Annotated in this window: 28 protein-coding genes and 1 riboswitch; of the genes, 14 read left to right on the forward strand and 14 right to left on the reverse strand. The window is 67.8% G+C overall.

All coding sequences use genetic code 11. The features are described from left to right. Nucleotides 1-32: 32 nt before the first annotated feature. The gene (locus tag MRBLMI13_RS00575) at nt 33-1,139 is read right to left on the reverse strand and encodes a N(5)-(carboxyethyl)ornithine synthase (protein WP_367821348.1); all 1,107 of its coding nucleotides are present in this window, start codon (nt 1,137-1,139) and stop codon (nt 33-35) included. 248 nt (nt 1,140-1,387) lie between these two features. On the opposite strand from MRBLMI13_RS00575, the gene MRBLMI13_RS00580 reads away from it, so the two are divergent. The 3 genes from MRBLMI13_RS00580 to MRBLMI13_RS00590 are packed head-to-tail and all read left to right on the forward strand — an operon-like array spanning nt 1,388 to nt 4,207. After that, a complete protein-coding gene (locus tag MRBLMI13_RS00580) occupies nt 1,388-1,951 on the forward strand; it encodes an alpha/beta fold hydrolase (RefSeq protein ID WP_367821181.1) in 564 nt (187 codons plus the stop codon). 5 nt (nt 1,952-1,956) lie between these two features. Beyond that, nucleotides 1,957-2,493 (forward strand): isochorismatase family protein, encoded by a 537-nt coding sequence (locus MRBLMI13_RS00585; RefSeq protein WP_367821179.1) that lies wholly within the window; start codon nt 1,957-1,959, stop codon nt 2,491-2,493. A gap of 49 nt (nt 2,494-2,542) precedes the next feature. Then, nucleotides 2,543-4,207 carry an ABC-F family ATP-binding cassette domain-containing protein gene (locus tag MRBLMI13_RS00590; protein ID WP_367821177.1) on the forward strand — a complete coding sequence of 555 codons (1,665 nt, stop codon included), beginning with the start codon at nt 2,543-2,545 and terminating at the stop codon, nt 4,205-4,207. A 3-nt stretch (nt 4,208-4,210) separates the two neighbouring features. Here MRBLMI13_RS00590 and MRBLMI13_RS00595 read toward each other — a convergent pair whose 3' ends face one another. The 3 genes from MRBLMI13_RS00595 to MRBLMI13_RS00605 form a co-directional block, all read right to left on the reverse strand. After that, entirely contained in the window at nt 4,211-4,555 is a 345-nt protein-coding gene (locus MRBLMI13_RS00595; protein ID WP_367821175.1) for a LysR family transcriptional regulator, read from the reverse strand. Nucleotides 4,556-4,689: 134 nt separating this feature from the next. Beyond that, the gene (locus MRBLMI13_RS00600; protein ID WP_367821173.1) at nt 4,690-4,989 is read right to left on the reverse strand and encodes a Fe-S cluster assembly protein HesB; all 300 of its coding nucleotides are present in this window, start codon (nt 4,987-4,989) and stop codon (nt 4,690-4,692) included. 76 nt (nt 4,990-5,065) lie between these two features. Continuing rightward, nucleotides 5,066-5,605, reverse strand: a complete 540-nt coding sequence (locus MRBLMI13_RS00605) for a GNAT family N-acetyltransferase (protein WP_367821171.1) — start codon at nt 5,603-5,605, stop codon at nt 5,066-5,068. A gap of 97 nt (nt 5,606-5,702) precedes the next feature. Here MRBLMI13_RS00605 and MRBLMI13_RS00610 point away from each other — a divergent pair, with 97 nt between their 5' ends. Continuing rightward, the gene (locus MRBLMI13_RS00610) at nt 5,703-6,245 is read left to right on the forward strand and encodes a Dps family protein (protein WP_042542032.1); all 543 of its coding nucleotides are present in this window, start codon (nt 5,703-5,705) and stop codon (nt 6,243-6,245) included. A 20-nt stretch (nt 6,246-6,265) separates the two neighbouring features. Here the strand turns inward: MRBLMI13_RS00610 and MRBLMI13_RS00615 are convergent, their stop codons facing one another. Further along, nucleotides 6,266-6,799: a DUF6328 family protein gene (locus tag MRBLMI13_RS00615; protein WP_079112515.1), complete on the reverse strand. Its 534-nt coding sequence runs from the start codon at nt 6,797-6,799 to the stop codon at nt 6,266-6,268. A gap of 69 nt (nt 6,800-6,868) precedes the next feature. Here MRBLMI13_RS00615 and MRBLMI13_RS00620 point away from each other — a divergent pair, with 69 nt between their 5' ends. Beyond that, nucleotides 6,869-7,090 carry a hypothetical protein gene (locus tag MRBLMI13_RS00620; RefSeq protein ID WP_309687087.1) on the forward strand — a complete coding sequence of 74 codons (222 nt, stop codon included), beginning with the start codon at nt 6,869-6,871 and terminating at the stop codon, nt 7,088-7,090. A 10-nt stretch (nt 7,091-7,100) separates the two neighbouring features. On the opposite strand, the gene MRBLMI13_RS00625 is transcribed toward MRBLMI13_RS00620, so the two are convergent. Next, nucleotides 7,101-7,682, reverse strand: coding sequence for a 1-acyl-sn-glycerol-3-phosphate acyltransferase (locus MRBLMI13_RS00625; RefSeq protein ID WP_367821168.1), 582 nt, complete (start codon nt 7,680-7,682; stop codon nt 7,101-7,103). A gap of 97 nt (nt 7,683-7,779) precedes the next feature. Between MRBLMI13_RS00625 and MRBLMI13_RS00630 the strand changes: the two genes are divergently transcribed. Beyond that, a complete protein-coding gene (locus MRBLMI13_RS00630; RefSeq protein ID WP_164481686.1) occupies nt 7,780-7,923 on the forward strand; it encodes a hypothetical protein in 144 nt (47 codons plus the stop codon). A gap of 28 nt (nt 7,924-7,951) precedes the next feature. Here the strand turns inward: MRBLMI13_RS00630 and MRBLMI13_RS00635 are convergent, their stop codons facing one another. Beyond that, the gene (locus tag MRBLMI13_RS00635; protein ID WP_367821166.1) at nt 7,952-9,430 is read right to left on the reverse strand and encodes an MDR family MFS transporter; all 1,479 of its coding nucleotides are present in this window, start codon (nt 9,428-9,430) and stop codon (nt 7,952-7,954) included. A gap of 171 nt (nt 9,431-9,601) precedes the next feature. Here MRBLMI13_RS00635 and MRBLMI13_RS00640 point away from each other — a divergent pair, with 171 nt between their 5' ends. Continuing rightward, on the forward strand, nt 9,602-11,647 hold the full coding sequence (locus MRBLMI13_RS00640) for an ABC transporter ATP-binding protein (protein WP_079112518.1): 2,046 nt from the start codon (nt 9,602-9,604) through the stop codon (nt 11,645-11,647). 7 nt (nt 11,648-11,654) lie between these two features. On the opposite strand, the gene MRBLMI13_RS00645 is transcribed toward MRBLMI13_RS00640, so the two are convergent. Genes MRBLMI13_RS00645 through MRBLMI13_RS00675 form a run of 7 tightly spaced genes read right to left on the reverse strand, consistent with a single transcriptional unit; the run spans nt 11,655 to nt 18,988 of the window. Beyond that, a complete protein-coding gene (locus MRBLMI13_RS00645; protein WP_367821163.1) occupies nt 11,655-12,428 on the reverse strand; it encodes an SDR family NAD(P)-dependent oxidoreductase in 774 nt (257 codons plus the stop codon). A 20-nt stretch (nt 12,429-12,448) separates the two neighbouring features. Then, nucleotides 12,449-13,396, reverse strand: coding sequence for a glycosyltransferase family 2 protein (locus MRBLMI13_RS00650; protein WP_367821161.1), 948 nt, complete (start codon nt 13,394-13,396; stop codon nt 12,449-12,451). 37 nt (nt 13,397-13,433) lie between these two features. Next, nucleotides 13,434-14,573 carry a cysteine desulfurase family protein gene (locus tag MRBLMI13_RS00655; RefSeq protein ID WP_367821159.1) on the reverse strand — a complete coding sequence of 380 codons (1,140 nt, stop codon included), beginning with the start codon at nt 14,571-14,573 and terminating at the stop codon, nt 13,434-13,436. A 5-nt stretch (nt 14,574-14,578) separates the two neighbouring features. Next, the gene (gene nadC, locus MRBLMI13_RS00660) at nt 14,579-15,430 is read right to left on the reverse strand and encodes a carboxylating nicotinate-nucleotide diphosphorylase (RefSeq protein ID WP_367821157.1); all 852 of its coding nucleotides are present in this window, start codon (nt 15,428-15,430) and stop codon (nt 14,579-14,581) included. Further along, nucleotides 15,430-16,941: an L-aspartate oxidase gene (gene nadB, locus MRBLMI13_RS00665; RefSeq protein ID WP_367821155.1), complete on the reverse strand. Its 1,512-nt coding sequence runs from the start codon at nt 16,939-16,941 to the stop codon at nt 15,430-15,432. Before nadB ends, nadC begins: the two co-directional genes overlap by 1 nt. Further along, nucleotides 16,938-18,275 (reverse strand): quinolinate synthase NadA, encoded by a 1,338-nt coding sequence (gene nadA / locus MRBLMI13_RS00670; RefSeq protein WP_367821153.1) that lies wholly within the window; start codon nt 18,273-18,275, stop codon nt 16,938-16,940. The genes nadB and nadA overlap by 4 nt, the downstream gene beginning before the upstream one ends. Beyond that, nucleotides 18,272-18,988 (reverse strand): NUDIX hydrolase, encoded by a 717-nt coding sequence (locus MRBLMI13_RS00675; RefSeq protein ID WP_042542020.1) that lies wholly within the window; start codon nt 18,986-18,988, stop codon nt 18,272-18,274. Before MRBLMI13_RS00675 ends, nadA begins: the two co-directional genes overlap by 4 nt. A gap of 245 nt (nt 18,989-19,233) precedes the next feature. Here MRBLMI13_RS00675 and MRBLMI13_RS00680 point away from each other — a divergent pair, with 245 nt between their 5' ends. The 7 genes from MRBLMI13_RS00680 to gcvH all read left to right on the forward strand — a co-directional run bounded on the left by MRBLMI13_RS00680 (nt 19,234) and on the right by gcvH (nt 26,643). After that, complete coding sequence (locus MRBLMI13_RS00680; protein WP_309687114.1) at nt 19,234-20,928, forward strand: ABC transporter substrate-binding protein; 1,695 nt, start codon at nt 19,234-19,236, stop codon at nt 20,926-20,928. Nucleotides 20,929-20,967: 39 nt separating this feature from the next. Then, entirely contained in the window at nt 20,968-21,963 is a 996-nt protein-coding gene (locus tag MRBLMI13_RS00685; protein ID WP_042542018.1) for an ABC transporter permease, read from the forward strand. 37 nt (nt 21,964-22,000) lie between these two features. Then, on the forward strand, nt 22,001-22,936 hold the full coding sequence (locus MRBLMI13_RS00690) for an ABC transporter permease (RefSeq protein ID WP_367821150.1): 936 nt from the start codon (nt 22,001-22,003) through the stop codon (nt 22,934-22,936). After that, nucleotides 22,933-23,796 (forward strand): ABC transporter ATP-binding protein, encoded by an 864-nt coding sequence (locus MRBLMI13_RS00695; protein WP_042542016.1) that lies wholly within the window; start codon nt 22,933-22,935, stop codon nt 23,794-23,796. Before MRBLMI13_RS00690 ends, MRBLMI13_RS00695 begins: the two co-directional genes overlap by 4 nt. Continuing rightward, nucleotides 23,793-24,629, forward strand: a complete 837-nt coding sequence (locus MRBLMI13_RS00700; protein ID WP_367821148.1) for an ATP-binding cassette domain-containing protein — start codon at nt 23,793-23,795, stop codon at nt 24,627-24,629. The genes MRBLMI13_RS00695 and MRBLMI13_RS00700 overlap by 4 nt, the downstream gene beginning before the upstream one ends. 126 nt (nt 24,630-24,755) lie before the next feature. Beyond that, nucleotides 24,756-24,850, forward strand: a riboswitch (glycine riboswitch). Nucleotides 24,851-25,084: 234 nt separating this feature from the next. Next, the gene (locus tag MRBLMI13_RS00705; protein WP_367821146.1) at nt 25,085-26,269 is read left to right on the forward strand and encodes a glycine cleavage system aminomethyltransferase GcvT; all 1,185 of its coding nucleotides are present in this window, start codon (nt 25,085-25,087) and stop codon (nt 26,267-26,269) included. Then, nucleotides 26,266-26,643, forward strand: a complete 378-nt coding sequence (gcvH, locus tag MRBLMI13_RS00710) for a glycine cleavage system protein GcvH (RefSeq protein ID WP_042542013.1) — start codon at nt 26,266-26,268, stop codon at nt 26,641-26,643. The genes MRBLMI13_RS00705 and gcvH overlap by 4 nt, the downstream gene beginning before the upstream one ends. The last annotated feature ends 16 nt before the right edge of the window (nt 26,644-26,659 follow it).

Here is a 26,659-nt window from a genome sequence, read left to right on the forward strand (position 1 = left end):
TGCCGTCGCCGTCTGCGAAGCTCGGACCCTTGCTACGCGACGAGGGGGTGCGGGTATGTGGCGTCTCGGCCCTGGAAGCTCAGGATGCTGGGGTTCTGGATCACTCCCTGGCGGATCTCGATCGCGCGTGTGAGCGTCGAGTTCTCAGCCCATGCTTCGGGACCCGAGAGCACGGTGCGGAGGAAGGGCAGCAGCGCTTCGCTGATGTCCCACGTGGCGGAATTCCACAGGTATGACGGGCTGTGATCGACGGCGTAGTAGTTCACGCCCTGACCCACCGTGAACATCGGCGCCTCGAACGACGTCGGGATGGCCCATTCGAAGCCCATGCCCTCGTCGCAGGAGACGTCGATGATCAGGCTGCCCGATGCGAATCGGTCGAGGTCCTCGGTCCGCAGATACGTCAACGGCGCTGCGACGTCCTGCAGGGTGCAGTTGACGACGATGTCGTAGGTCGCCAGGAAATCGGGGAGGAGCACGGGGCCGTCCTCCGTCTCGACTGTGCTGAGGTGCGTGGGCCCGTCGTCGGTGTTGAGCTGAGTGAGATGAGAGTTGTGGATGGGGGAGCCCACCGCCGCTGCCCCGCGCTGCGTGAGGACTTCGATGTCGTGGACTCCGTGCGCGTTCAGTGCGGTCACTGCACCTCGTGCCGTCGCGCCGAAACCGATGACGACGGCGCGAAGTCGCGGCCCGTAGTCGCCGGTCGAACCGACGAGGCTCAGAGCATGGATGACCGAGCAGTAACCGGCCAGCTCGTTGTTCTTGTGGAAGACGTGCAGACTCATGTCGCCCTGTGAGGTCCAGTGGTTCATGGCCTCGAACGCGATCAGTGTGAGGCGGCTGTCGATCGCGGTCTGCGTGAGGGCCGCATCCTGCACGCAGTGCGGCCAGCCCCAGAGGATCCGCCCCTCGGCGAGCTCGGCGACGTCTGCGAGCTGCGGTTTGGGCAGCAGCAGGACGTCGGCGGAGGCGAGCACCTCGGCGCGATCGGCGACGCGTCCCACGCGGGTTTCGACGTAGCCGGGCTCGAGCTGGAAGTCGGTGCCGTAGCCGCGCTCGACGATCATGCGAGCACGAATGTCTGCGTCGATGCGGTCGAGATGGCGGGGATGGAGGGGGAGGCGCCGCTCGTTCTCCATCGAGGAGTTCGCCAGCACACCGAGGGTCAGAAGCCCCTGGGTCGCGGTCGAAGTCGAGGGTGACGTGCGAACTGCGGACGAGCGTGTCGTGTCGGACAACGGGTTCCCATCTTCGGGGAACCAGGGTCAGCTCCTGCCCTGACTCTATGCCCCTGGGCGGCGGGGCGTCGCGCGGGGCCGATCTCCGCATCCTGCTCGGGCTACGCTTGATGTCGATCCCTGACACTCGAACGAGGAGCCGCGCGCCCATGACCGATACCCAGATCTTCGATCCAGAGGGCCGCGCCATCCCCTTCGTGGACGAGGGAGACGGCCCCGTGAAGCTGGTTCTGATCCAGGAGCAGGGGCTCGCCGCCGACGTTCTGGGCGTCGCCGCGCACTACCTCGCCGAGGAGGCGGGCTTCCACGTGCTGCGGATCGGACACCGGTCGGAGTCCGAGGCGACGCTCGACGAGCGCGTCGAGGACGCCATCGCCGTGATCGATCACGTGGGCATCGAAGACACCTGGGTCGGCGGTCACGGCTTCGGCGGCACGATCGCACGTGCGCTGGTGTCAGCGCACAGCGACCGGGCCAACGGCCTGCTGCTGCTCGGTGTCGAGGACGTCGACATCGCGGTCGCACCGGCGATCCCCGTGCTCATCGTGCAGGGGACCGAAGACACCGACACCCCCGCAGCGAACGCAGAAGCACTGCAGGCGACGATCCCTGACCGGTCGAGCATCAAGACGATCGCGGGCGACCACCTGTTCCCGATGCACCACCCGATCGAGACCGGCGTGATCATCGAGGAATACCTGGACTGGGACTGACTCCGATGGCAGCATCTGGCCGCACCGTCGTCCTCGCGATCGATCTGCAGGCCGGAGTGACCCCCGGGTGCTTCGACGAACAGGGGGTGCTCTCCCGCGCCGCAGCCCTGGTCGAAAGAGCTCGCGCAGCCGGCGTGCCCGTCGTCTGGGTGCATCACGACCCCGTCGGCGTGGGCACGCCTGAATGGGAGCTGGCGGCTCCGCTGCATCGCGCAGAGGGCGAGCCCCTGGTGCGCAAGGAATACCGGGACTCGTTCGCCGACACGACCCTGCGAGCGACGCTCGACGAGCTGGGTGCGACGCGTCTGGTGATCACCGGCGCGCAGTCCGACTTCTGCGTGCGCACCACCATGCAGCGCGCAGCAGCCGAGGGGTACGACGTCACGCTCGTGAGCGACGCGCACACCACGGTCGACACCGAATGGGACGGCGTGCCGATCTCGGGCGAGCAGATCGTCGCACACACCAACATGTACTTCTCGGGACTGCGGTATCCGGAGCAGGAGTTCGGGATCGCGACGCACGATCAGGTCGTTCTCTGACGACCCGACCCGAGTCTGAGATTCCCTCGCCGCCTGAGATGATGGTCTGATGACCGCCACCCTCGTCGCCCAGAACCTGGCAGGCGGCTACGGCCACCGCATCCTCTTCGAGGGGCTCGATCTGACGGTCGCTCCTGGCGACGTGATCGGCGTCGTCGGGGCGAACGGAGCGGGCAAATCGACGCTTCTCCGCCTTCTCGCCGGGGTGGACGCGCCGATGGGAGGGTCGATCTCGCTCGCACCCACCGACGCGTTCGTCGGGTGGCTGCCACAGGAGCACGAGCGAGTGGAAGGTGAGACGGTCGCGGAGTACATCGCGCGTCGCACCGGGTGCGCGGCGGCGACGCGAGATATGGATGCGGCTGCGGCGGCGCTCGGAGACCCGACGCTCGCGCCGGCGGGCACAGACCCGGCCGACACCTACTCTCAGGCGCTCGACCGGTGGCTCGCAAGCGGGGCGGCCGATCTCGACGACCGCATCCCTGCCGTGCTCGCCGACCTCGGGCTCCCGAGCGGCAGCGGTGTCGCGGCTGATGCGCTCATGACGGGGCTGTCGGGTGGTCAGGCTGCTCGCGTCGGGCTCGCGGCGTTGCTGCTGTCGCGCTTCGACATCGTGTTCCTCGACGAGCCGACCAACGATCTCGACCTCGATGGGCTCGATCGACTCGAGTCGTTCGTCCGCGGACTCCGTGGCGGTGTCGTGCTCGTCAGCCACGACCGCGAGTTCCTGGCGCGCAGCGTGACTCGTGTGCTCGAGCTCGATCTCGCACAGGGATCGAATCGCCTCTACGGCGGCGGCTACGACGCCTTCATCGAAGAACGAGCCGTCGTGCGCCGGCACCTGCGGGAGAAGTACGACGAGTTCGCCGACAAAAAGGCCGACCTCGTCTCGCGTGCCCGCACCCAGCGCGAGTGGTCGAGCCAGGGTGTGCGCAACGCGATGAGGAAGTCGCCGGACAACGACAAGATCAAGCGCAAGGCGTCAGCCGAGTCGAGCGAGAAGCAGGCGCAGAAGGTGCGTCAGATGGAGAGCCGGATCGCGCGCCTCGACGAGGTCGAGGAGCCCCGCAAGGAGTGGCAGCTGGAGTTCACGATCGGTTCGGCGCCTCGATCGAGCAGTGTGGTGTCCACGCTCAGCGGTGCGGTGTTCCGGCAGGGGACCTTCACCATGGGGCCGCTTTCGCTGCAGATCGATGCCGGCGACCGCATCGGCATCACCGGCCCGAACGGTGCCGGCAAGTCGACGCTGCTGCGAGCTCTTCTCGGGCGGCAGGAGCCGGTCGAGGGGACGGCGAGTCTCGGGAGCAGCGTACAGATCGGCGAGATCGATCAGGCCCGATCCTTGCTCACCGGTGACGCGGCGCTCGCGGACGCGTTCGAGGCTCTCGTTCCCGAGCTGACATCGGCGGAGGTGCGCACCCTGCTGGCCAAATTCGGCCTCAGAGCCGACCACGTCACCCGCCCCGTCGGCGCCCTGTCTCCGGGCGAGCGCACCCGGGCGGCGCTGGCGCTGCTGCAGGCGCGCGGAGTCAACCTGCTGGTGCTCGACGAACCCACGAACCACCTCGATCTGCCGGCCATCGAGCAGCTCGAGCAGGCGCTCGAGTCGTACACGGGCACGCTGCTGCTCGTGACTCACGACCGGCGGATGCTGGAGGCCGTGCAGACGAACCGTCGATGGAGCGTCGAGAACGGCCAGGTGAGCGAGGTCTGAGGCTCAGCGCCCCTGACGCTTCTTGTAGGGCTTCGGCTGCCCCTTCACGACGGGCGCACGGCCTTTGCCCTTCGACGCCTTGGCCTTGCCGCCGGCCGGGCCCACCGTCTTCGGCGCGGGCGGGGGAGCAGCGGCCACAGTCGCCTGAGCCGCGACGAGGAACAGCTCGCCGACGCTCGTCAGCCTCGGTGTCCCTTCGCGATTGATCAGGGTGTGTCCCACCTCGTCCTCGAGCTTGTCGAGAGAGGTGTAGAGCGATGCCAGGGGGATGCCCAGCTGCTTGGCGGCTCGGGGGAAGTGCAGCGTCTCGGCGGCGACGACGTAGCGACGGAGCAATGCCAGCTTCATGCGGGTGAACGATCTCTCTGAATCCGCGACGGTCGCGGGTCCCCACCTAACCTACGCGAGGCGGATGCGCGGCCGCCCCACACGTACACGGATGCCGCGGCTCGATGAGCCGCGGCATCCGGTGATCCTGTCGTTCAGGCGACCTGCGGGAGAACCGCGAAGGACACAGAGCCTTCGTCGTCGACACCGGCGTCGAGCACCTTGTCATCGAGCGCTGCGGCAGCGGCCTCGTCGAGGAAGAGTCGGGTGCCGGCGACCTCGACCACCCGGTCGTCGGGCTCGGGGTCCGGGGTCACGAGGACCGCTAGGCGTGCGCCCCCGTCCGGGCCGGCAGTAGGCGTGGAATGGATGCGAAGGCCTGCGTCGGTGGCGTCGGTCTGACGGGTGACGAGGGTGTTCACGATTGCGGTGGCGTTATCGGTGAGGGTGAGCACGAGACTCTCCTTCCGGTTGCGGTCACGCCGCGGGTGCGACGTGTCCGGGCTACGATTCCGCACACCCTGGGGCGATTCAACCCGACGCGCCCGGTTCGGAGGGGTCTCCCACCTGATGCAGAGGTTTTCTCAGGAACACCTGCTCGGTTCCGTCGCCCTGGGGCACCCGCTCCGCCTCTTCATAGCCGCACGCCTTGTAGAGACGTATGTTCGCCTCGCTCAGGCTGCCGGTGAAGAGCTCGGCTTCACGGGCCGTCGACGAACGCTCGGCCGCGTCGAGCAGCGTGCGTCCGATGCCCTCGCCCTGCATGTCGGGGGCTATCGCTATCCGGCCGATCAGCAGCACTCCGTCGGCTTCGACGAATCGGATCACTCCCACCAGACGGCCGTTCTGGCGGGCTGTCAGCCCCCTGCTCGACCGCAGCTCGGCCTCGACTTCGGGCAGGGTCTGGGTCAGCGGAGGCATGTCGGCGCTGCCGTAGATCTGCGCCTCCGAGACGAACGCCGCCCTTTGAAGGGTGAGCACCTCGCCCGCATCCGATTCAGAGACGGGCCCGATCACCACGTCCGATGCGTTCTCGTCGAAGTCCGTCTGTGCTCTCTCTGATTTCGTCACTGCGCCACGATCTGATGAGACCGGGGAGACTGTCAACCCCCTCGATCCGGGCGCGCCGCGGAGCTAGCCTCGCAGTTCCCAACCCCAGGAGGACTCCATGGCTGAGAAGACCGCGTCCAAGACCGGCACCGCATCCAAGCGCGGAGCGAAGACGACCAGACGACAGAACGCCGAGAAGGGATTCACGGCATCCACGACGCTCGCCGCCAATCTGCAGCTCGTGCTCGTCGACCTGATCGAGCTCTCGCTGCAGGGCAAGCAGGCGCACTGGAACGTCGTCGGCCGCAACTTCCGGGACACGCACCGACAGCTCGATGAGATCATCGACGCCGCGCGCACGTTCAGCGACACGGTCGCGGAGCGCATGCGCGCGCTGCACGCCGTGCCCGACGGGCGCACCGACACGATCGCCGAGTCGACGTCGCTTCCTGCGTTCCCGATGGGCGAGGTCTCGACGACCGACACCATCGATCTCGTGACCGCGCGTCTGGATGCCGTCGTCGGAACGATCCGCGACGTGCACGACGCGGTCGACGAAGAAGACCCCACATCCGCCGACATCCTGCACGCGGTGCTCGAGAGCCTCGAGCAGTTCGCATGGATGGTCAGCGCCGAGAACCGCACCCCGGCCGGCCGCTGACCTCTGCGGGGAACCTCGTGTCAGGTCTCGTCGCCTTCCCCGCCTCGCTCGGCCTCGCGCCGCACGAGGCGGGGGAGGACGAGCCACAGGAGGAGCACAGCCACGCATGAGGACACGAGCGCGATGAGCCCCGCGGAGCGGTCGACGGTGAAATCGATGATGAGGGTCGTGACGCCGATCGTGAGCGCGGCGATCGCCACGAGATCGATCTTCACGATGCGAGCGGCAACCCGCACGAGTTCGGGCTTGCGGCGGCGGCCGAACAGCGCTCGATGCATCCCCACCGGTGCCAGCGCCAGAATCGTGGCCACCGCGGCGAGCCCCACCAGCACCACGTACACGTCTCGCTGGAACTCGTCCATGTCCTCGAATCGAGGAGTGAATGCCACGGCGAGCAGGAACCCCGTGAGGATCTGGGTGCCCGTCTGCATCACGCGCAGTTCTTGCAGCAGCTCCTCCCAGTTGCGGTCTGCTCGCTCGTTGCGCGTCTCATCGCGCCCGTCACGGCGGTCGTCGAGCTCCGCGGAGCGCGTGGGGTGGTCATCGGGTTCCATCCGGCCAGTCTCGCGGGAGGCCTCGGATCCTGTCCAGCCACTTGTGTGTCGACCGAGAAGGAGACCATGATGACGCTTCCCCCGATCCGGGAATGGTGGTCAGCGCTGTCGCTCGAGGCGCGGGTCGACGTGCTCGGCGAGTCGGCGCCGCAGCTGAACGAACGGACTCGAGAGGAGATCCGGACGATCACGGGTGCGGTGGTCGGTATGAAGGAGACCCTCTCGGACGAGGACCTCGAATACGCCCGCTCCGAGACGCGCTCGGAGATCGCCGACGAGGATTCCGACTGACTCGACGCACTCAGCTGTCTTCGGCGGCCTGCTCCTCGCGCAGTCGGGGTGTGGTTCGGCGTTCCGGACGCAGACCTGCCTTGTCGGCGTAGAACGCGCGGATCCTGTCCATGTCGGCGGCGACGTCCCCCGTCAGCTCGAGGGTGGGCCCGAGACCGGTGGTCATCGTGGTGCGGTCGACGAATCCGAGCGTCACCGGCATCCCGGTCTCACTTGCGATGCGGTAGAAGCCGGACTTCCAGTACTCGTTGCCCCCGCGAGTGCCGTCGGGCGTGATGACGAGACCGAAGACGCTGCCGGAATGCACCTGCGCGACGACGTCGTTGACCACTCGTGCCGGGTCGGCTCGATCGACTGGGATGCCGCCGATGCTCCGCATGATCGGCCCCCGCCACCCCCGGAACAGACTGTTCTTGCCGAGCCAATGCACCTCGATGTCGAGCCGCCACGCGATCGCCAGCATGAGGACGAAGTCCCAGTTCGACGTGTGCGGCGCACCGATCAGGATGGTGGGTCGCACAGGCGTTGCCTCGGCCGTGAGGGTCCAGCGGCTGACTGCCCAGAAGAGGCGGGCGAGGAGTCGTTTGAGCACTCTTCAACCGTAGGGCAGAACTCCTGGTGAGCCACTGTCGTCGGGCGAAGGAGGGCCGTTTCGCGCCATCTCGTCGCCACGGGCGTACGATCGAATGATGGCCAAGACACAGGACTCCGCAGAGCAGGACGCACCGACCGTGCTTCAGCCGCTGACCGGAACTCCGAACCTTCTCGATGACGACGCCGCCGGGTACTGCAGCGGCGGCGTCTGCCACTTCCCTGCGCCGAAGACGCAGTAGCGATCAGACGCCGCCGCAGCGGCGACGGTCAGTGCCCGCCATGCATCGCGTCGGCCACATCGTCTGCGGGCTTGCGGACGAACGCGCTCAGCGCGACGGCGGCGAGCGAGATGATCGCGGCGATGAGGAACGCCATCCGAGCGCCAGGTGCTCCAGCCGCGGCCGTCTCCAGTCCCTCGGCCTCTCCTGCGTGCAGGATGGCGGAATAGGTGACGGTGAGGACGGCGACGCCGGCGGCCCCGCCGACCTGCTGGAGAGTGTTCAGCACCGCGGAGCCGTGCGAGTACAGCGAGCGCGGCAGTGATCCGAGCGATGCGGAGAACAGGGGCGTGAAGGACATCGCGAGCCCGATCGACATCGCGGCCTGCACGATGATCAGCACCCACCACACGGTGTGCTCTCCGACGGTCGAGTAGTAGAACAGCGCTGCCGACACGAGGATCGTTCCGGGGATCAGCAGCGGGCGCGTTCCACGAGCGTCGTACACGCGGCCCATGACGGGGCCGAGCAGACCCATCAGCACGGAGCCGGGAAGCAGGATGAGACCTGCTTCGAGAGCGTTGAGTCCGGCGACGTTCTGCAGGTACTGCGGGAGCAGCGTCAGCGTGCCGAACATCGACAGCGCGAGGATCGCCATGATGATGACAGCGAACGTGAAGTTGACGGAGCGGAACACCCGCAGATCGAGCAGAGCGTCATCGATGCGCTGCAGCACCAGCTGACGCCAGACGAACAGCGCGAGGGCGACGGCACCCACGACGAGTGCGATCACGCCGCTGGTCTCGCCGGATCCGCCCTCGCCGCCGAACTGGCTGAGACCGAAGACGATGCCGCCGAAGCCGAGTGCCGCGAGCGGGATGGAGAGCACGTCGAGGGGAACCTTGCGCGTCTCTCCGAGGTTCGTCATCCACTTGACCCCGATGAAGAGCGAGATGAGGGCGATCGGCAGGATGATCGCGAACAGCGCGCGCCAGTGGAGCGTCTCGAGGACCGCGCCGGCGAGCGTCGGGCCGATCGCGGGAGCGAGCGAGATGACGAGGCCGACCCGGCCCATCATGCGACCGCGCGACTGCGGAGGGACCACGTTCATGATCGTGGTCATGAGCAGCGGCATCATGATTCCGGTGCCGGCGGCCTGGATGACTCGACCCACGAGCAGGACGCCGAAGCCGGGCGCCACGAGGGCGACCAGCGTGCCGAGCGAGAACGAGACCATCGCCGCGATGAAGACCTGGCGGGTCGTGAAGCGCTGCAGGATGAACCCGGTGGTCGGGATCACGACGGCCATGGTCAGCATGAACGCGCTCGTCAGCCACTGGCCGAGCTCGGGCGGGATGCCCAGATCGGCGTTCAGATGCGGGATCGCGATCCCCATCGTCGTCTCGTTGAGGATGGCGACGAACGCGGCGACGAGAAGCAGCCAGATCACGCGCATGTCGCTGCGAGCGATCTCACCGCTCGCCGCAGCCGGGGGCGTGGTGATCGAACCGGTGTCGACGGCAGACATACGGCCTCCTGGGCACGAGAGAAAGAGGGAAGGCGCGCGAGTGCGCGTTGGACATTCAGCGTAACCACAGCTTCGGACATTCCATTCCGGATCCGGGCGAATCCGCTCTCAGCGGAGGCTCAGCCGCGCCGGATCGGTCCCGATGTCGACCTCGCTGACTACGCTGGCGAGATGAGCATGGGTGGCGGACGCGGTGGATTCCGCGGGGTGGATGAGACCGCGCAGCGTCGGCTCAACGCAGAGGCGCCGCGGATCAGCGGCCTGGGCGCCAGAGTGATCGCCCTCTTCCGGCCCTACCGATGGCGCATCTTCTGGACCGGCGTGCTGGTCGTCATCGGCGCCGCGATCGCGGTGATCCCTCCGCTGATCGTCCAGCGCATCTTCGACGACGCCCTCTTCCCGGTCGACGGCGGGGGTCCGCAGCTGCAGCTGTTGATCTGGCTCGTCTCGGCGATGGTCGGATTCTTCCTCGTCTCGGCCGTGCTCGGTGTTGCTCAGACCTGGCTCACCTCGACGGTCGGCAACAGCGTCACCGGCGACCTCCGTGTGCGCCTGTTCGAGCACCTGCAGGCGATGGAACTCGGATTCTTCACCCGGACGAAGACGGGCGTGATCCAGTCCCGCCTGCAGAACGACGTCGGGGGCGTCTCAGGGGTGCTGACGAACACCGTCACCAGCATCCTGGGCAATGTCGTCACCGTGATCGCGTCGCTCGTCGCGATGATCCTCATCGACTGGCGTCTCACCCTGATCGCCGTCGTGCTGATGCCGTTCCTGATCATCGTCCAACGCCGCGTGGGCCAGGTGCGTGCGCGCATCGCGGGAGAGACGCAGGAGTCCCTCTCGGAGCTCACCTCCATCACGCAGGAGACGCTGAGCGTCTCGGGGATGCTGCTGTCGAAGGCATTCAACCGCCAGCGCACGGAGTCCCAGCGATACCAGGCCGAGAATCGCAATCAGGTCACGCTGCAGGTGCGGCGAGCGATGAGCGGCCAGGGCTTCTTCGCCGTCGTCCAGGTGCTGATGGCGAGCGTGCCCGCCGTCATCTACCTCGTCTCGGGCTACCTCATCGCCGGCGGCAGCGGCGCCATCACCGCCGGCACCGTCGTGGCCTTCACGACCGTCCAGGCGCGTCTTCTGCAGCCGCTGATGGGACTCATGCGGGTGTCGCTCGACCTTCAGACATCATCCGCGCTGTTCGCGCGCATCTTCGAATACCTCGACCTCGTCCCCGAGATCCAGGACGCTCCGGATGCGATCACCGTCGCCGAAGCCCCGGGGCCGCGCGGACGGATCGAGTTCGCGGATGTCGTCTTCCGCTACCCGGATGCGGCGCCCGACGCTCGACCCACTCTGCAGGGCGTGTCATTCGTCGCCGAACCAGGACAGCACGTGGCATTCGTCGGTCCGTCCGGCGCCGGCAAGACGACGGTGCTGTACCTCGCTCCGCGGCTGTACGAGGCGCACGGGGGCGCCGTGCTCTTCGCGGGCGCGGACGTGAAGACCCTCACGCAGGAGTCCATCATCGATCAGGTCGGCATCGTGTCTCAGGAGACCTACCTGTTCCACGCCACGATTCGCGAGAACCTGCTCTACGCCCGCCCGGAGGCGACCGACGAGGAGATGATCGCGGCCTGCACCGCGGCGAACATCCACCACATCATCAGCGGGTTCGAAGACGGCTACGACACGGTGGTCGGGGAACGGGGATACCGTCTCTCGGGCGGTGAGAAGCAGCGCATCGCGATCGCGCGTGTGCTGCTGAAGGATCCGCCAGTGCTTCTGCTCGACGAGGCCACCTCCGCTCTCGACACCGTGTCGGAGCGGGTCGTGCAGGAGGCACTGGACGAGGCCGCGAAGGGGCGCACGACGCTCACGATCGCGCACCGTCTCTCGACGATCATGGGCGCAGATGTCATCCACGTCGTCGAGGCGGGTCTGATCGTGGAGTCGGGAACGCATGCCGAACTCCTCGCTCTGGGCGGTCTCTATGCCGAGCTCGCCGCGCAGCAGGTCGCCGCATCACGCGTGCTCGACACGGAGATGGTCATCGAGACGGCGGTCACGGGAGGCATGCGTGCCGCTCTGGCCGACCGCAGAGCGGACCGGGCGCCGGAGGATTCGGCCGGAGCGGATGCGGTCGATGCGCTCACCGCGCCGGTTCCGCTGCTCGATATGCCTCGCGCGGACGAGCGGGTGTACCCGGCCGAAGGGTGAGACGCGGTCAGTGCACCGACAGGCCGCCGTCGATGAACAGCGACTGCCCGGTGACATAGCTCGAGCCGACGCCCGCGAGGAACACGGAGGCCGCCGCGAAGTCGGCGGGCAGTCCGTTGCGCCCGATCATCGTCCGGGCCGCCAGCGCCGCGATCTGCTCCGGATCCTCCTGCAAGCGTGCGTTGAGCGGAGTGAGCACGAATCCGGGAACCAGGGTGTTGCTCGTGACTCCGGTGCCGCCCCATGCCTCGGCCTCCGAGCGCATCAGCGACTCCACCGCTCCCTTCGACGCTCCGTAGACGCCGCTGCCGACGAAGGCACGATGCGCCTGCTGCGAGCTGATGTGGATCAGGCGCCCGAAGCCGCGCTCGGCCATGCCCGTGGCGTAGCGCTGTCCGAGCAGGAACGGGGCGAGCGCATTGACGGTCATCGTCGCATCCCAGTCGTCCTGGGTGATCTCGGCGAACGGCGGGCGGATGTTGATCCCTGCGGAGTTCACGAGGATGTCCGGCTCGCCGAACGGCTCGGTGGCGGCCTCGGCGAGGGCGCGGATCCCTTCTCGGGAGCCGAGATCTCCGACGACTCCGGCCGCCCGGCATCCGGCGCTCGTGAGCTCGGCGACGGTCTCGGCGATCCGGGCTTCGCCGCGCGCGACGATCACCGTGGCGGCCCCGGCCTTCGCGAGTGCGGTCGCGATGCCGCGTCCGATGCCCGAGCTGCCGCCCGTGACGACGGCGGTGCGGCCCTCGAGCGAGAAGAGGTCGGCGAGGTACTGGTTCATCGGTCTCCTGGTGGCGAGCCTCACCACGCCAGGGCGGCGGTGAGGGCGGGGTCGGGGCGGACGTCGGCGTGCTCGGGGAGCGCTTCGATCTCGGCGACGAACGCGTCGATCTCCGCCGAGTACGCGGGATCGGCGTGAGTGCGCGCGATCTCGACCAGCGGAGGCACATCCATTGCGAGGATCAGCTCGAGTCGGGCCGTGACGGCGGCGCGGGCGCCCGCCTCGTGCAGCACGCGGATTCCCCCGCGCAGAGCGTCGAGGTAGTCGCGCAGCACCGGGAGCTGCGCTCGGCTCTGCGTGATCGAGGTGCCGTCGGCCCGCAGACGCCACCGCACGACGGTGTCGGGGATGACATCGAAGGCGCGGGCGCGGGTGTACATCAGCTGCGCGACCACCTGGTCTTCGTACGCCACGCCTTCGGGAAACCTCAGGTCGCTCCAGAAGTCGGTGCGGCTGACCTTTGACCACGCGACGATGTTGGCGCTCGCGCGGGGGTGCTCCATGATCGTGGTGCCCAGCCGTGCAGGAGACGTCGCCGCCGACACCCATGGCTGCACCCGCCCGGCGACATAGCTCTCGCCGTCGAAGCGCGATCGCACATACGCGCCCGCGACGAAATCGCTGCCGGTCTCGGCGAGGGTGCCGAGGAGGCGCTCGAGCGCCGTCGAGGTGAGCTCGTCATCGCCGTCGAGAAACCCCACGAAGGGGGTGTCGACCAGCTCGAGGCCCACGTTGCGCGCAGCGCCGAGCCCCCGGGACGCCTCGTGCCGCAGGCTTCGGAACCGCCGATCCGACGCGGCGGCTGCGGCGAAGATCTCGCCGGTGTCGTCGACGGAGCCGTCGTCGATGAGGAGAGCGCGCCACCGCGTCTCGGACTGCGCGCGCAGCGAGTCGAGTGCGGCCAGAGCGAAGGCGCCGATGTCGCGGCCGGGGACGATCAGAGTCACGATCGGGGCGGTGGCGGTCACCAGCCGAGTCTATGGCCGCACGCGCAGCTCTCGCCGTTCAGGGGTGGGCGACCGCCCTCACCGACTCGGCCACCAGCGCGCCGAGTCGCTCGGGCAGATCGGAGGGCAGCGCCTCGCGTCCGAAGGTGAAGCGCACCGAGGTCTGTGCGACCGCAGGAGACACCCCGCACGCGAGGAGCACATGCGAAGGCTCGTCGCTTCCGGCAGCGCAGGCGGAGCCGCTCGACGACACGACTCCCCGCCGCTCGAGCTCGAGCAGAACGGCCTCGCCGCTGACACCGGTGAACGTGAAGCTCGCCGTCGCGGGAAGTCGTGCCACCGGATCACCGGTGAGCGACGCCTGCGACACGAGCGACTGAACCACCTCGATGAATCGTCCCGTGGATGCGCTGAGCCGGGCGTTCACCTCGTCGCGCTCCGCTTCGGCGAGCTCCAGCGCCGTGGCGAGTGCTACCGCCCCCGCGACGTTCTCGGTGCCGGATCGGCGACCCCGTTCCTGCCCGCCACCGTGCATCAGGGGTTCGAGAGCGACGCGCCCGCGCACGCCGAGCACTCCGATCCCCTTGGGGGTCCCGAGCTTGTGCCCGGCCACCGCTATCGCATCCGCCCCGAGATCGGTGAGTGACAGCCACCCCGCCGACTGCACGGCGTCGACGTGCAGCGGTACGCCGGCATCACGGGCCACCGCGGCGAGTGAGGGCACGTCCTGGATCGTGCCGATCTCGTTGTTGGCGTGTCCGATCGCCACCAGGGCGGTGTCCTCACGCATGGTCTCCGTCAGTGCAGAAGCGGAGATCCTGCCGAGGGCGTCGACCGGAGCGGCCGACACCTCGACCCCATGGAAGCGATGCAGATAGTCGGCGGACTCGAGGATCGACTCGTGCTCGATCGGCGAGACGACCAGATGCCCGCGGCCGCGCGCGAGAGCCGCGAGCACGATTCCCTTCACCGCGAGGTTGTTCGATTCTGTTCCTCCGGAGGTGAAGATCACATCTCCGGAGCGCATCCCGAGCACCCGCGCGACCCGTGCGCGTGCCTCGTCGAGCGCGCTCGCCGCAGCCTCGCCGTATGTGTGATGGCTCGACGGGTTGCCGAACACCCCGGCGAGGAACGGCCGCATCGCGTCGAGCACCTCCGGACGGACCGGGGAGGTCGCGGCGTGGTCGAGATAGAGCATCTGCGTCAGTCGATCCGCACGTCCAGGCCGAGGTCGAGCGCCCTGGCCGAGTGCGTCAATGCGCCGACCGAGATCACATCGACTCCCGTCGCCGCGATGCCGCCGACCGTGTCGAGATTCACCCCGCCCGAGGCCTCGACCTGCGCGCGGTCGCCGATCAGAGTCACTCCTGCGCGCAGATCGTCGACCGAGAAGTTGTCGAGCAGCACGGTGTGCGCGCCGCCGTCGAGCACAGCCGTGATCTGATCGAGCCGGTCGACCTCGACGACCACGTGGGTGGTGTGGGGCAGGCGCGAGAGGGCGTCGCGCAGGGCGGTGGCGAGGTCGACTCCCGAGCGCTTCAGTACCGCGAGATGGTTGTCCTTGGCCATCACCGCGTCGGACAGGGAGTGGCGGTGGTTGTGTCCGCCTCCCGAGAGCACGGCATGTCGTTCGAAGGCGCGGAGCCCCGGGGTCGTCTTCCGGGTGTCGGCGATGCGTGCCGACGTTCCCTCGATCGCGCGCACGTATGCGGCCGTGACCGTCGCGATGCCGCTCATCCGCTGAGTGAAGTTGAGTGCGATGCGCTCGGCGGTGAGGATTCCGCGGGCGGGTCCCGACACCGAGGCGAGCACGTCACCCGCCGCGAACGCGTCGCCGTCGCCCACGTGCACATCGACCGAGATGCTCGGATCGGTGAGATGGAACGCAGTCGCGAAGACCTCGCCCCCGCTGAAGATCCCTGCTTCTCGAGCGACCAGGTCGGCGGTGGCGGTGGCGTCCGAGGGCAGCAGAGTCGTGCTGGTGAGGTCGCCCCAGGGAGCATCCTCCTCGAGCGCAGCGCCGACGACGCGGGTGATGTGGGCGGGAGTGAGCATCAGACGGTCTCCAGGAGAGGTGCGGCGACGGATTCGCGGAAGTGCGCACCGATCGAGTCGGTGCGAGCGAGAGCTGCGGATGCCGTCGCGTCGGCGAGCAGGAGCAGGTTCGCGTCCTCGCGCTCGGCGACGGTGGTCGGATCGGGAGCGGTGGCGAGCCAGCGACGCAGCGTGATCAGGGCGTACCGGAGACCGTCTTCCGAGCGCAGCAGACCCACGTGGTCCCACATCAGTCGCTGGAGTGCTGCCCGACTGAATGCAGTGCCGTGATCGTCCACGTCTGAGCCGCGGCCATTGCCGTGCGTCGGGCCGTTCGCCTGTCCGCCACGCACGGTCATCGGAGGATGCTGCCAGGGAGCCTCGAGTGCCGCTGCCGCGCGAGCGCCGAAGACGGCACCCTCGAGCAGGGAGTTCGAAGCGAGGCGGTTCGCTCCGTGCACGCCCGTGCGCGCCACCTCGCCCACGGCCAAGAGGCCCCGGATGGATGTGCGGCCGTCGAGGTCGGTGACGATGCCGCCCATGAGGTAGTGCGCTGCCGGTGTCACGGGAATCGGCTCGGAAGCCCAGTCGAAACCGCGTTCGCGTGTCACCCGATCGATCGTCGGGAACCGATGTGCGAGCCGGAGTCTTCCGATCATCGTCGCGTCGAGACGTACGGGGGAGCCTTGCCAGGCTGCCTGGCGGGCGATCGCGCGTGCGACGACATCGCGCGGAGCGAGTTCCCCGTCGGGGTGGCTGTCGAAGACGAACCGACGACCGGCCGCGTCGATCAGGGTCGCGCCCTCGCCGCGGACGGCTTCGGAGACGAGGAAGGCGGGGCCTTCGCCCAGGATCGTCGGATGGAACTGGACGAACTCGAGGTCCGCGACAGCCGCGCCGACACGGAGAGCTGCAGCGATGCCGTCGCCGGTGGCTCCCAGGGGGTTCGTGGTGTGCGCATAGAGGTGACCGGCACCGCCGGTCGCGAGGATCACCGCATCTGCTGAGAGGTCGGAGGCCACGCCGTCGACCACCACGCGGATGCCGCGCGCGATGCCGTCTTCGACGAGCACGTCGGCGAGGAAGGCGCCCTCGACCACGGTGACGTCGGTGCTGCGAACAGCAGCCACCAACGACTGGGCGATCGCCGCTCCGGTGGCATCGCCGCCGGCGTGCACGATTCGGGCGTGACGATGAGCAGCCTCGCGTCCGAGCAGGAGCTCGCCGTCCGGCGACCGGTCGAATGCGACGCCTCGGGCGATCAGCTCGGCGATCCGAGCCGCGCCGTCGCGCACGAGAACCCCGACGGCGATCTCATCCGAGAGGCCTGCCCCCGCTTCGATCGTGTCGGCCGCGTGCTGCGCCGCAGAGTCGCCGGTGCCGTAGATCCCGGCGACGCCGCCCTGCGCGTACCCCGTGGAGCCGTCGCCGATCGCTCCCTTCGTCACGAGGGTGACCGAGTGCCCTGCCTCTCGCGCATGCAGCGCCGCGGTCAATCCGGCGATCCCCGAGCCGACGACGACGACGTTCATCGTGCGCTCGTCACCACGGGCGGCTTCGCCGCCAGCATCCGCTCGAGAGCGATGCGGGCGGGGTCGGCCACATCAGCCGTCACCGTGATCCGGTTCGGCGTGCGACCCGCGACGAGCTCTTCGAGCACCCACGCGAGGTACCCGGGGTGGATGCGGTACATCGTCGAGCAGGGGCACACCACCGGGTCGAGGCAGAAGATCTCATGCTGGGGGAACTGCGCGGCGAGGCGGCGGACGAGGTTGATCTCGGTGCCGATCGCGAAGGTCGTCGGCGTGGTCGCAGCGGCGATCGCCCTCCGGATGTAGTCGGTCGAGCCCGCCTCGTCGGCCGCGTCGACGACCGCCATGGGGCACTCCGGGTGCACGATCACTCGCACACCGGGGTGCTCGGCCCGCGCCTGGTCGATCTGGTCGACGGTGAACCGACGGTGCACCGAGCAGAACCCGTGCCAGAGGATCACCCGGGAGTCGACGAGCTCGGATGCGGAGGAGCCGCCGAGAGCCTTGCGAGGGTTCCACATCGGCATCTGCTCGAGAGGCACGCCCATCGCCTTCGCGGTGTTGCGTCCGAGGTGCTGGTCGGGGAAGAACAGCACCCGCCGCCCGCGCTCGAATGCCCACTCGAGCACGGTCTGCGCGTTCGACGAGGTGCAGACGATTCCGCCGTGTCGGCCGACGAAGCCCTTGATCGCGGCGGAGGAGTTCATGTACGTGACGGGGATGACCGGCACGCGGCCGTCCTCGTCCTGCGCGTCGAGGTCGCCGAGAACCTCTGCGAGCTGCTCCCAGCAGTCCTCGACCTGGTCGATGTCCGCCATGTCCGCCATCGAGCATCCGGCTGCGAGATTCGGCAGGATCACGGCCTGGTCGGGGCCGGAGAGCAGGTCGGCCGTCTCGGCCATGAAGTGCACGCCGCAGAAGACGATCGCGTCGGCATCCGGCCGCTCCTTCGCCGCGGTCGCGAGCTGGAAGGAGTCGCCCACGTAGTCGGCGTGACGCACGACCTCTTCGCGCTGGTAGAAGTGCCCGAGAATGACGGCGCGGTCGCCCAGCACCGCCTTCGCAGTGCGGATGCGCTCGTCGATCTCGGCTTCGCTCGCCTCCCGGTACGCGGCGGGGAGCTCGCCCTGACGCGGTGCTCCGGTCGGGATGACGTCGCCCATCGACGACCCTGGGCCGTAGCCGGGGCGGGAGTCGAAGTCCCAGGGGCCGGCGGCGAGGTCGGTCGTGCACGTCGCGTCGGTCGAAGCGCCCGACACGATCGACTGGATCGCGTGGTCGACGGAGGCGTCGAACGGCTGCACGGCCGGTGTCGGAACGAAGGTGATGCTCATCGGGTGCTCGTCTCCTCAGGGCCGAGCGGGCCGTGATCGGCGAGCTCGACATCGGTGTTGTAGCGGTACAGGCGGGCGGGGCGGTGGTTGCCGGTGCGGAAGCGGTCTGTGGGCAGGAGGTTGCCGGCCGACTCGACCTGACGGCGGAAGTTGGCGGGATCCAGGTTCTTGCCGAGGATCGCCTCGTAGGCCTCGCGAAGGTCGGCCAGAGTGAATTCGGCGGGGAGGAAACCATGCGCGACACGGCTGTAGCCGACTTTGCTCCGCAGCCGCCACAGGGCGTACTCGACGATCTTCGCGTGGTCGAAGGCCAGCGCTGGCAGCTCGTCGAGCCCGAACCAGCGCACGTTCTCGGGGGCGCGACCCGATGCGCGGTGTGCCGAGCTCTGCGCGTCGACGTCGTCCTGGCGGAGCAGCGCCCAGTACACGATCGACACGACGCGCGTGGGGGAGCGGTCGACCGCCCCGAACGCATAGAGCTGCTCGAGATAGCTCGGGGTCAGTCCGGTGGTCTCCGCAAGGGTTCGAGCTGCGGCGTCGACGGGTGATTCGGTCTCGGTGAGCCACCCTCCGGGGAGGGCCCACTGGTCGGCGAAGGGCTCGCGCGTACGCAGCACGAGAGGCAGCGCCAGCACCGCCGAACCGTCATCGGTGCGCCGAAGAGTGAGGATCACTGTCGACACGGCGACGTCGATCCCTCCGCTTTGGGTCATAAGTACCTTAACCTCCTGATCCGATCTTAGTGTCATCGGGACTGTTAGTGCACCTCCGTGACCCGATGACTCCTGAGGCCGAAACGTTATATACCAGCGTTCTGACCTCTTGTCGCTATGAAAGCGATTTGTTAGGTTACTGTCCTAACAAATCCCTTCGCGGGGATCTGTCGCGGGTTCCGATCTGGGACTCGGCTCCATCCCGGAGATCCCTCCTGCAGTGCAGCACCGAGAGGAAATACAGAATGATCCGTAACGGAAGGCGCAAGATCGCGCTCACCGCTGTGGCGGGGGCATCCGTCCTCGCCCTGGGTTTGACAGCCTGTGGCGCAGGCGGCGGCAACGAGGGGAGCGGTGGCGACGGCGACCGGGCTCTTCGCGTGTGGGCCGGCAGTCAGACCCCCATCACCGCGAACTACAATCCGTTCGCACCGACCGTGCTCCACGGTGCGCTCGGGCCGATCTACGAGCCGCTGTTCTTCTACAACAAGACGGCGGATGCCGAACCGGTCGGCCTGATCGGCGACTCCTTCGAGTACAACGAGGACGGCACGGCGATCACGATCACGATCAAGCCCGACCTCAAGTGGAGCGACGGAGAGCCGCTCACCGCGGCCGACGTCGCGTTCTCGTTCACCTACGAGGCGAACAACCCCGAGGGCAACGGCCTCGTCTCCGCCGAGGCGACCGACGACACCACCGTCGTGCTCACCTACACGACCGCGCAGTACACGACCGAGTTCCAGCGACTCGGCTCGACCTACATCCTCCCCGAGCACGTGTGGTCGGAGGTCACCGACTTCGCGAACTTCGCCAACGAGGAGCCGGTCGGCTCGGGCGCTTACGTGGTCGACAAGACGACGAGTGAGTCGTACACGCTCGTGGCCAACGAGAACTTCCGCGATGCCGACGAGCTCGGCGTCAAGAAGGTCCAGTACATCGCCGTCGACAACAACCAGACCGCTCAGGACCTGCTCGCCGCGGGCAAGCTCGACTGGACCGGAATGTTCATCCCGAACCCCGACGACGTGACGGGCAACGGAGCGATCGACTGGATCAACACCCCGCAGGACCCGACCGTGCTGTACACCTGCTCGAACACCGAGCTCGGCTGCACCGGTCCCCAGACGGACGTGGCCGTTCGCCAGGCGCTCAACGTCGCGATCGACCGCACCGCGATCAAGGACAAGGCGTTCGTCGGCCTGACCGGCGACATCTCGCCCACCTTCGCACTGCTGCCGCGCGACGAGAAGTGGGTCGCGGACTCCGCCAACGAGGTCAGCCCTCAGGAGGCGAACGCCGATGAGGCGGGCGAGATCCTCGAGGCCGCCGGCTACACCAAGGGATCGAGCGGCATCTACGAGAAGGACGGCGTGCCCGTCGAGCTCAGCCTGATCTCGGTCGACGGATGGACCGACTACAACGACGCCGCCAAGCTGATCGCCGAGCAGGCGGAGGCGGCCGGCATCAAGGTCACGGCATCCACCGTGCAGTGGCAGGAGTTCTCCGACGCCCGTCAGGGCGGCGACTTCCAGCTCATCGTCGGCGGAGTCATCGGCACCTCGGTCGCCGACCCGTTCCAGATCTACCGCGACTGGTTCGGCGGCACGGCCGTCGAGTCGACGGCTGCGGTCGGCACTGAGGTGCCGGCAGGCCGCTGGAACTTCAGCCGCTACAGCAACCCGGTCGTGGACCAGGCGATCCAGGCCGCCGTCAGCACGAACGACGAGGCGGAGAAGAAGGAGCTGTACGGCACGATCCAGACCGAGATCGTCCGTGACCTGCCCTACATCCCGCTCGTGATCAACGCGACCCAGACCTTCTACAACACGAAGGACTTCACGGGATGGCCGACGGAGGAGGACCTCTACGCCTTCCCGCCGTCCTGGGGAGCGATCGCGGCGGGCTACGTCCTGACGCAGCTCGAGCCGGTCAAGTAAGCACATGAAGACGGGGGAGCAGGAAGCACGGTCAGTGACATGAAGTTCTATGCACGAAGAATCGGGTTCTACGCGTTCACGCTGTGGGCCGCGATCTCACTCAACTTCCTGCTTCCCCGGCTCATGCCGGGGAACCCGGCGGACATCATGATCGCCAAGATGCAGCGAGCGGGCGGCGAGGTCTCCGAGACCACGATCCGCAACATCAAGCTGCTGCTCGGCGGCGACGACTCGTCTCTCTGGGAGCAGTACATCGCGTACTGGGGACGCATGTTCCAGGGCGACCTGGGCATCTCCGTCACCAAGTTCCCGGCCCCGGTGAGTGAGCTGATCGGGCAGGCCCTGCCCTGGACGCTCATCCTCGTCGGCACGGTGACCGTGATCTCCTTCATCCTCGGCGTCGTGCTCGGCGCCTGGGCCGGATGGAAGCGCGGAACCTGGGTCGATCACCTGATCCCGGCGACCACCGTGCTGCAGTCCATCCCGTACTTCTGGATGGCGCTGCTCCTCGTCTCGGTGTTCGCCGTCGGGCTCGGCTGGTTCCCGATCTTCGGGGGCTACGACGTGTTCGATTTCCCGGATGGCCCCGAACCGACCTGGGCGTTCTTCACGGACGCGCTCTCGCACGCGATCCTGCCCGCGCTGACCATCGTCATCTCATCGGTCGGCGGGTGGATGTTCGGCATGCGCAACATGATGGTGCAGACCATGGCCGAGGACTACGTGCTCACGGCCGAGGCCAAGGGGCTCCGTCCTCGTCGCATCATGACGACCTACGCGGCACGCAACGCCGCGATCCCGTCGATCGCCGGCTTCTCGATCACCCTGGGCTTCGTGGTGGCCGGTTCCATCGTCATGGAGCAGGTGTTCACCTACCCGGGCATCGGGAAGCTGATGTTCCAGGCGGTCACGAACAACGACTATGCGCTGATGCAGGGGCTCTTCCTCGTCATCACCATCACGGTGCTCGCCGCCAACTTCATCATGGACCTCGTCTATGGATTCATCGACCCGAGGGCGCGCCAGAATGTCTGACACCGAGAACGCAGTCCTGATCACCAAGGATCAGCCCATGACCCAGCCTGCGAGCACGATCTCGTTGGCCACGCAGCGGGGACGCAAGCGCCGGAGGGTGCTCCCGACGACCTCGCCGAAGTTCATCACCGGGGCGACGATCGTGATCGCGATCGTCCTGTTCGCGATCATCGCGCCGATGTTCTCGCAGAACCCGCGGAGCACCGACAACCCGGCTCTGCTCCCGCCGTCGCCGGAGCACTGGCTCGGCACCACCAAGCTCGGCAACGACATGTTCGCCCAGCTCGCCATCGGCGCCCAGGGCTCGCTCCTGGTCGGCGTGGTGGCGGGCGGCATCGCCATCATCCTGTCCCTGCTGTTCGGCGTTCTCGCCGGCTACCTCGGCGGATGGCGTGAAGACACTCTCGCGCTCCTGACGAACGTGATGATCGTGATCCCCGGCCTGCCGCTCGTGATGGTGATCTCGTCCTTCGTCCCGCAGCGAAGCTGGCAGCTCGTCGCCTTCGTGCTCGGCATCACCTCCTGGGCCGGGGCCGCCTACGTGCTCCGGCTGCAGACGCGATCGCTGCGCACCCGCGACTACGTCTACGCGTCCAAAGTCGCCGGGGAGCGATCCTTCCGGGTGATCCTGGTCGAGATCATGCCGAACCTGCTGCCGCTGCTCACGGCCCAGTTCCTGTTCGCGATCATCTTCGCCATCCTCGGTGAGGCCGGCCTCTCGTATCTCGGCCTCGGACCGAACTCCTCGATCACCTGGGGCACCATCCTCAACGACGCGCAGTCGGGTCAGGCGCTCGGACGAGGTGCGTGGTGGTGGTTCGTGCCTCCGGGTGTCATGATCGCGATGCTCGGTGCGGGTCTCGCCCTGATCAACTTCGCGATCGACGAGGTCATCAACCCCAAGCTGCGCAATGCACCCGACGCCGCTCGACGCGTGCGCAAGGCGGCCAAGACGAAAGGGGTCGCTGTATGAGCGCTCCGGATGCCGTGCTCACCGCACGCAACGTGTCGATCGAGTACGAGGTGGACCCGCCCGTCAAGGCGGTTCGCAACGTCTCGCTCACTCTCAACCGAGGAGAGATCCTGGGGCTGGCCGGCGAATCGGGCTGCGGCAAGACCACCCTCGCCTACGGCATGAACCGGCTGCTCAAGGCGCCAGCGCTCATGACGAGCGGCGAGATCGTGTTCCACGACCGCGACGGGCACGACATCGATATCGTCGCGCTCGACGGCGACGGTCTGCGCGCGTTCCGCTGGGACAAGATCTCGATGGTGTTCCAGGGGGCGATGAACTCGCTCAACCCGGTGATCAGCGTCAAGGCGCAGATCTTCGACATCTTCGACACGCATCGTCCCGGAATGTCCAAGAAGGACAAGCAGGCTCGGGCCGAAGAGCTGCTGACTCTGGTCGGGGTCGACCCGTCGAGGCTCACGAGCTTCCCGCATGAGCTCTCCGGCGGCATGCGTCAGCGCATGATGATCGCCATGGCGCTCGCACTGGATCCGCAGGTCATGATCATGGACGAGCCCACCACCGCGCTCGACGTCGTGGTGCAGCGCGGGATCATCCGCGAGATCATGCGGCTGCGCGAGCGGCTCGGGTTCGCAGTGATCTTCATCACGCACGACCTGCCGATGCTGATCGAGATCAGCGACCGCATCGCCGTGATGCTGCAGGGCCAGATCGTGGAAGAGGGCACCGCCGAGGAGATCTACCGCACGCCTCAGCACGAGTACACGAAGAAGCTGCTGTCGAGCTTCCCGAGTCTGACCGGCGAGCGCGGAGACTTCGTCCGCACCGGCAACCAGCCCAGTCAGGAGGAGATCCGATGAGTGCTCCCACCCTCGAAGCCCGCAACCTGGTGAAGGACTTCACCCTGCGATCCGGGCTCAAGACATCGACCCTCCACGCGGTCAAGGACGTCTCGTTCACGATCGAAGCGGGCAAGACGATCGCCCTCGTGGGCGAATCGGGGTCGGGCAAATCGACCATCGCGCGGATGCTGATGAAGCTCGAGACTCCGACCAGCGGGCAGATCCTGCTCGACGGCAAGGATGCGGGCATGCGGGGCCGCGCAGTCGAGGACTACCGCTCGCAGGTGCAGATGGTCTTCCAGGATCCTTTCGCCTCGCTGAACCCCTTCCACACGATCGTCCACCACCTGGAGCGCCCGATCAGGCTCCACCACCCCAAGCTCTCCGGTGGGGAAGTGCGTGCGCGCGCCATCGAGCTGCTCGAGCGCGTGCGGCTGTCACCCGGCGAGAGCTTCGCCGAGCGCCGCCCGCATGAGCTGTCCGGAGGTCAGCGTCAGCGTGTGGCGATCGCGCGGGCGCTCGCGCCGGGGGCACGCTTCATCGTCGCCGATGAGCCCGTCTCGATGCTCGACGTCTCGATCCGGCTGGGCGTGCTCAACCTGCTGGCCGACCTGCAGCGGGAGGAGAATCTCGGCGTGCTCTACATCACGCACGACCTCGCGACGGCTCGGCACTTCAGCGACGAGATCATGGTGCTCTACAAGGGCGACGTCGTCGAGCGCGGGCCCGCTGACGAGGTCATCCTCAATCCGCAGCACGAGTACACGAAGACGCTCCTCGGGGCGGCGCCGGAGCCCGAGAACCTCGGCCGCCTCCGGGATGAGGTCAGGGCGGAGCTCGCCGGTCGCTGAGCATCCGTCCCGGTCCCCCTTCGTGCCGCCGGCCACTCGTTCGCGCGGCACGAAGGGCGACCGGAACGGCATCCGTCTCGGAGCACACGACCCGCTAGACTGATCCCACAAGTGAAGACAGGCCGAATGACCCACGCGGGAGAGCCCCGGCGAACGCAGCCGGGCACCGAAGGAGCAAGCCTCCCCGCCAATCTCTCAGGTACGCGTACCGCGCGGTTCCGGCCACTCTGAAAAGCGATTTCCAGCGAAGCGAGAAATCGGGTTGAGCGAGGCCGCCGGAGGCGCCCGAGTCGAAACCCTGGCGACATGCATTCTGCGCGTCTCCGTCTCTTCGCCGGCGGTCCGCCGACGGTGAAAGCCCAGTCTCTGGGCGAAGCTCTCAGGCCCATGACAGAGGGGGAGTTCCGAGGAACGGCGTCTGCGCTGTTCCGCCCGACCCAGCCCGGGAGAACTCCATGTCCGACCCTCGCTACACCCCGCTCCGTGAGCGCCATGAGGCGCTCGGCGCCTCGTTCACCGACTTCGGCGGCTGGCAGATGCCGGTGCGCTACACATCCGACCTCGCCGAGCACCACGCCGTGCGGCAGGCCGCCGGGATCTTCGACATCTCGCACATGGCCGAGTTCCTGGTCACCGGCGACTTCGCCGGCGAGTTCCTCGACTACTCCCTGGCCGGACGACTCTCCGCGATGCCCGTGGGCAAGGCGAAGTACTCGCTGATGCTCGCGGACGACGGCGGGATCATCGACGACGTCATCGTCTACCGGCTCGCCGAGGACCGCTTCCTCGTGATCGCGAACGCGGGCAACCGCGGATTCGTCGACTCGGCGTTCGCGTCACGAGTGCGCTCGTTCCCCTCGCGGATCGAACGTGAACGTGCGCCGCTCGCCGCAGGGGAGGACCGCACTTTCGAGGGCTTCCTCGGAGATCGCGGGGTCGACGTCGAGGACGTCTCCGACGAGTACGCGCTGCTCGCCGTGCAGGGCCCCGCATCCGAGGCGATCGTCTCGTCGACGGCCGGCATCACCGACCTCAGTACTCCGTGGGGGGAGCAGAAGTACTACGCGTGGGCCGACGCGATGTTCCTGGGGGCGCCGCTTCTCCTCGCCCGCACCGGGTACACCGGCGAAGACGGCTTCGAACTGCTCGTGCGTGTCGCCGATGCCCCTGCACTCTGGGACGCACTCACCGAAGCCGGACAGAAGCACGGACTCGTGCCCGCCGGCCTCGCCGCGCGCGACACTCTCCGACTCGAAGCGGGCATGCCGCTCTACGGCCACGAGCTCTCCCGCGAGACGAAGCCGTCGCAGGCCGGGCTCGGTCGCGTCGTCGTGTCCGACAAAGAGGACTTCATCGGCAAGGGAGCGGTGGATGCCGCATCCGACGCTCCGGTTCTCGTCGGTCTCGTCGCCGAGGGCAAGCGCGCCGGACGGGCGGGCTACTCCGTGGTCGACGCAGACGGTGTCGTCCTGGGTGAGATCACGAGTGGCGCCCTGAGCCCGACACTCGGCCATCCGATCGCAATGGCCTACGTCGCCCCTTCTTCCGCTGCGGCGGGAACCGCAGTATTCCTTGATGTGCGGGGAACCAGGATCCCCGCGACCGTGACCGCTCTGCCTTTCTACCGGAGGACCAAATGACCGACCTCAACGCACTGCGCTATACCGACGAGCACGAGTGGATCGCCGCTGACGGCGACACCGTGACCATCGGCATCACCGACTATGCGGCCGACAAGCTCGGAGACGTCGTCTTCGTCGAGCTCCCGGCTGTCGGCACCGAGGTCACCGCCGGTTCGGTCGTGGGCGAGATCGAGTCGACCAAGTCGGTCGGCGAGCTCTACGCCCCGGTCACGGGCACGATCGTCGAGATCAACGACTCCGTCGTCGACGACCCCTCGCTCGTGAACGCCGAGCCGTTCGCCGGAGGCTGGCTCATCAAGGTCTCCGTCGGTGCCGGTGCGCTCGACGGCCTGATGGACCGCGACGCGTACGTCGCTCTCACGGAGGGCTGATCGACCAGTGGTCTCT

Source organism: Microbacterium sp. LMI13-1-1.1 (assembly GCF_040815625.1).
GTDB lineage: Bacteria > Actinomycetota > Actinomycetes > Actinomycetales > Microbacteriaceae > Microbacterium > Microbacterium forte.

What these genes read in the sequence shown, in the direction of transcription:
- MRBLMI13_RS00575 (WP_367821348.1), bottom strand. Translation starts at nt 1,139, where the DNA reads ATGGAGAACGAGCGGCGCCTCCCCCTCCATCCCCGCCATCTCGACCGC.
- MRBLMI13_RS00580 (WP_367821181.1), top strand. Translation starts at nt 1,388, where the DNA reads ATGACCGATACCCAGATCTTCGATCCAGAGGGCCGCGCCATCCCCTTC.
- MRBLMI13_RS00585 (WP_367821179.1), top strand. Translation starts at nt 1,957, where the DNA reads ATGGCAGCATCTGGCCGCACCGTCGTCCTCGCGATCGATCTGCAGGCC.
- MRBLMI13_RS00590 (WP_367821177.1), top strand. Translation starts at nt 2,543, where the DNA reads ATGACCGCCACCCTCGTCGCCCAGAACCTGGCAGGCGGCTACGGCCAC.
- MRBLMI13_RS00595 (WP_367821175.1), bottom strand. Translation starts at nt 4,555, where the DNA reads ATGAAGCTGGCATTGCTCCGTCGCTACGTCGTCGCCGCCGAGACGCTG.
- MRBLMI13_RS00610 (WP_042542032.1), top strand. Translation starts at nt 5,703, where the DNA reads ATGGCTGAGAAGACCGCGTCCAAGACCGGCACCGCATCCAAGCGCGGA.
- MRBLMI13_RS00615 (WP_079112515.1), bottom strand. Translation starts at nt 6,799, where the DNA reads ATGGAACCCGATGACCACCCCACGCGCTCCGCGGAGCTCGACGACCGC.
- MRBLMI13_RS00620 (WP_309687087.1), top strand. Translation starts at nt 6,869, where the DNA reads ATGACGCTTCCCCCGATCCGGGAATGGTGGTCAGCGCTGTCGCTCGAG.
- MRBLMI13_RS00630 (WP_164481686.1), top strand. Translation starts at nt 7,780, where the DNA reads ATGGCCAAGACACAGGACTCCGCAGAGCAGGACGCACCGACCGTGCTT.
- MRBLMI13_RS00635 (WP_367821166.1), bottom strand. Translation starts at nt 9,430, where the DNA reads ATGTCTGCCGTCGACACCGGTTCGATCACCACGCCCCCGGCTGCGGCG.
- MRBLMI13_RS00640 (WP_079112518.1), top strand. Translation starts at nt 9,602, where the DNA reads ATGAGCATGGGTGGCGGACGCGGTGGATTCCGCGGGGTGGATGAGACC.
- MRBLMI13_RS00645 (WP_367821163.1), bottom strand. Translation starts at nt 12,428, where the DNA reads ATGAACCAGTACCTCGCCGACCTCTTCTCGCTCGAGGGCCGCACCGCC.
- MRBLMI13_RS00655 (WP_367821159.1), bottom strand. Translation starts at nt 14,573, where the DNA reads ATGCTCTATCTCGACCACGCCGCGACCTCCCCGGTCCGTCCGGAGGTG.
- nadC (WP_367821157.1), bottom strand. Translation starts at nt 15,430, where the DNA reads ATGCTCACTCCCGCCCACATCACCCGCGTCGTCGGCGCTGCGCTCGAG.
- nadB (WP_367821155.1), bottom strand. Translation starts at nt 16,941, where the DNA reads ATGAACGTCGTCGTCGTCGGCTCGGGGATCGCCGGATTGACCGCGGCG.
- nadA (WP_367821153.1), bottom strand. Translation starts at nt 18,275, where the DNA reads ATGAGCATCACCTTCGTTCCGACACCGGCCGTGCAGCCGTTCGACGCC.
- MRBLMI13_RS00675 (WP_042542020.1), bottom strand. Translation starts at nt 18,988, where the DNA reads ATGACCCAAAGCGGAGGGATCGACGTCGCCGTGTCGACAGTGATCCTC.
- MRBLMI13_RS00680 (WP_309687114.1), top strand. Translation starts at nt 19,234, where the DNA reads ATGATCCGTAACGGAAGGCGCAAGATCGCGCTCACCGCTGTGGCGGGG.
- MRBLMI13_RS00685 (WP_042542018.1), top strand. Translation starts at nt 20,968, where the DNA reads ATGAAGTTCTATGCACGAAGAATCGGGTTCTACGCGTTCACGCTGTGG.
- MRBLMI13_RS00690 (WP_367821150.1), top strand. Translation starts at nt 22,001, where the DNA reads ATGACCCAGCCTGCGAGCACGATCTCGTTGGCCACGCAGCGGGGACGC.
- MRBLMI13_RS00695 (WP_042542016.1), top strand. Translation starts at nt 22,933, where the DNA reads ATGAGCGCTCCGGATGCCGTGCTCACCGCACGCAACGTGTCGATCGAG.
- MRBLMI13_RS00700 (WP_367821148.1), top strand. Translation starts at nt 23,793, where the DNA reads ATGAGTGCTCCCACCCTCGAAGCCCGCAACCTGGTGAAGGACTTCACC.
- MRBLMI13_RS00705 (WP_367821146.1), top strand. Translation starts at nt 25,085, where the DNA reads ATGTCCGACCCTCGCTACACCCCGCTCCGTGAGCGCCATGAGGCGCTC.
- gcvH (WP_042542013.1), top strand. Translation starts at nt 26,266, where the DNA reads ATGACCGACCTCAACGCACTGCGCTATACCGACGAGCACGAGTGGATC.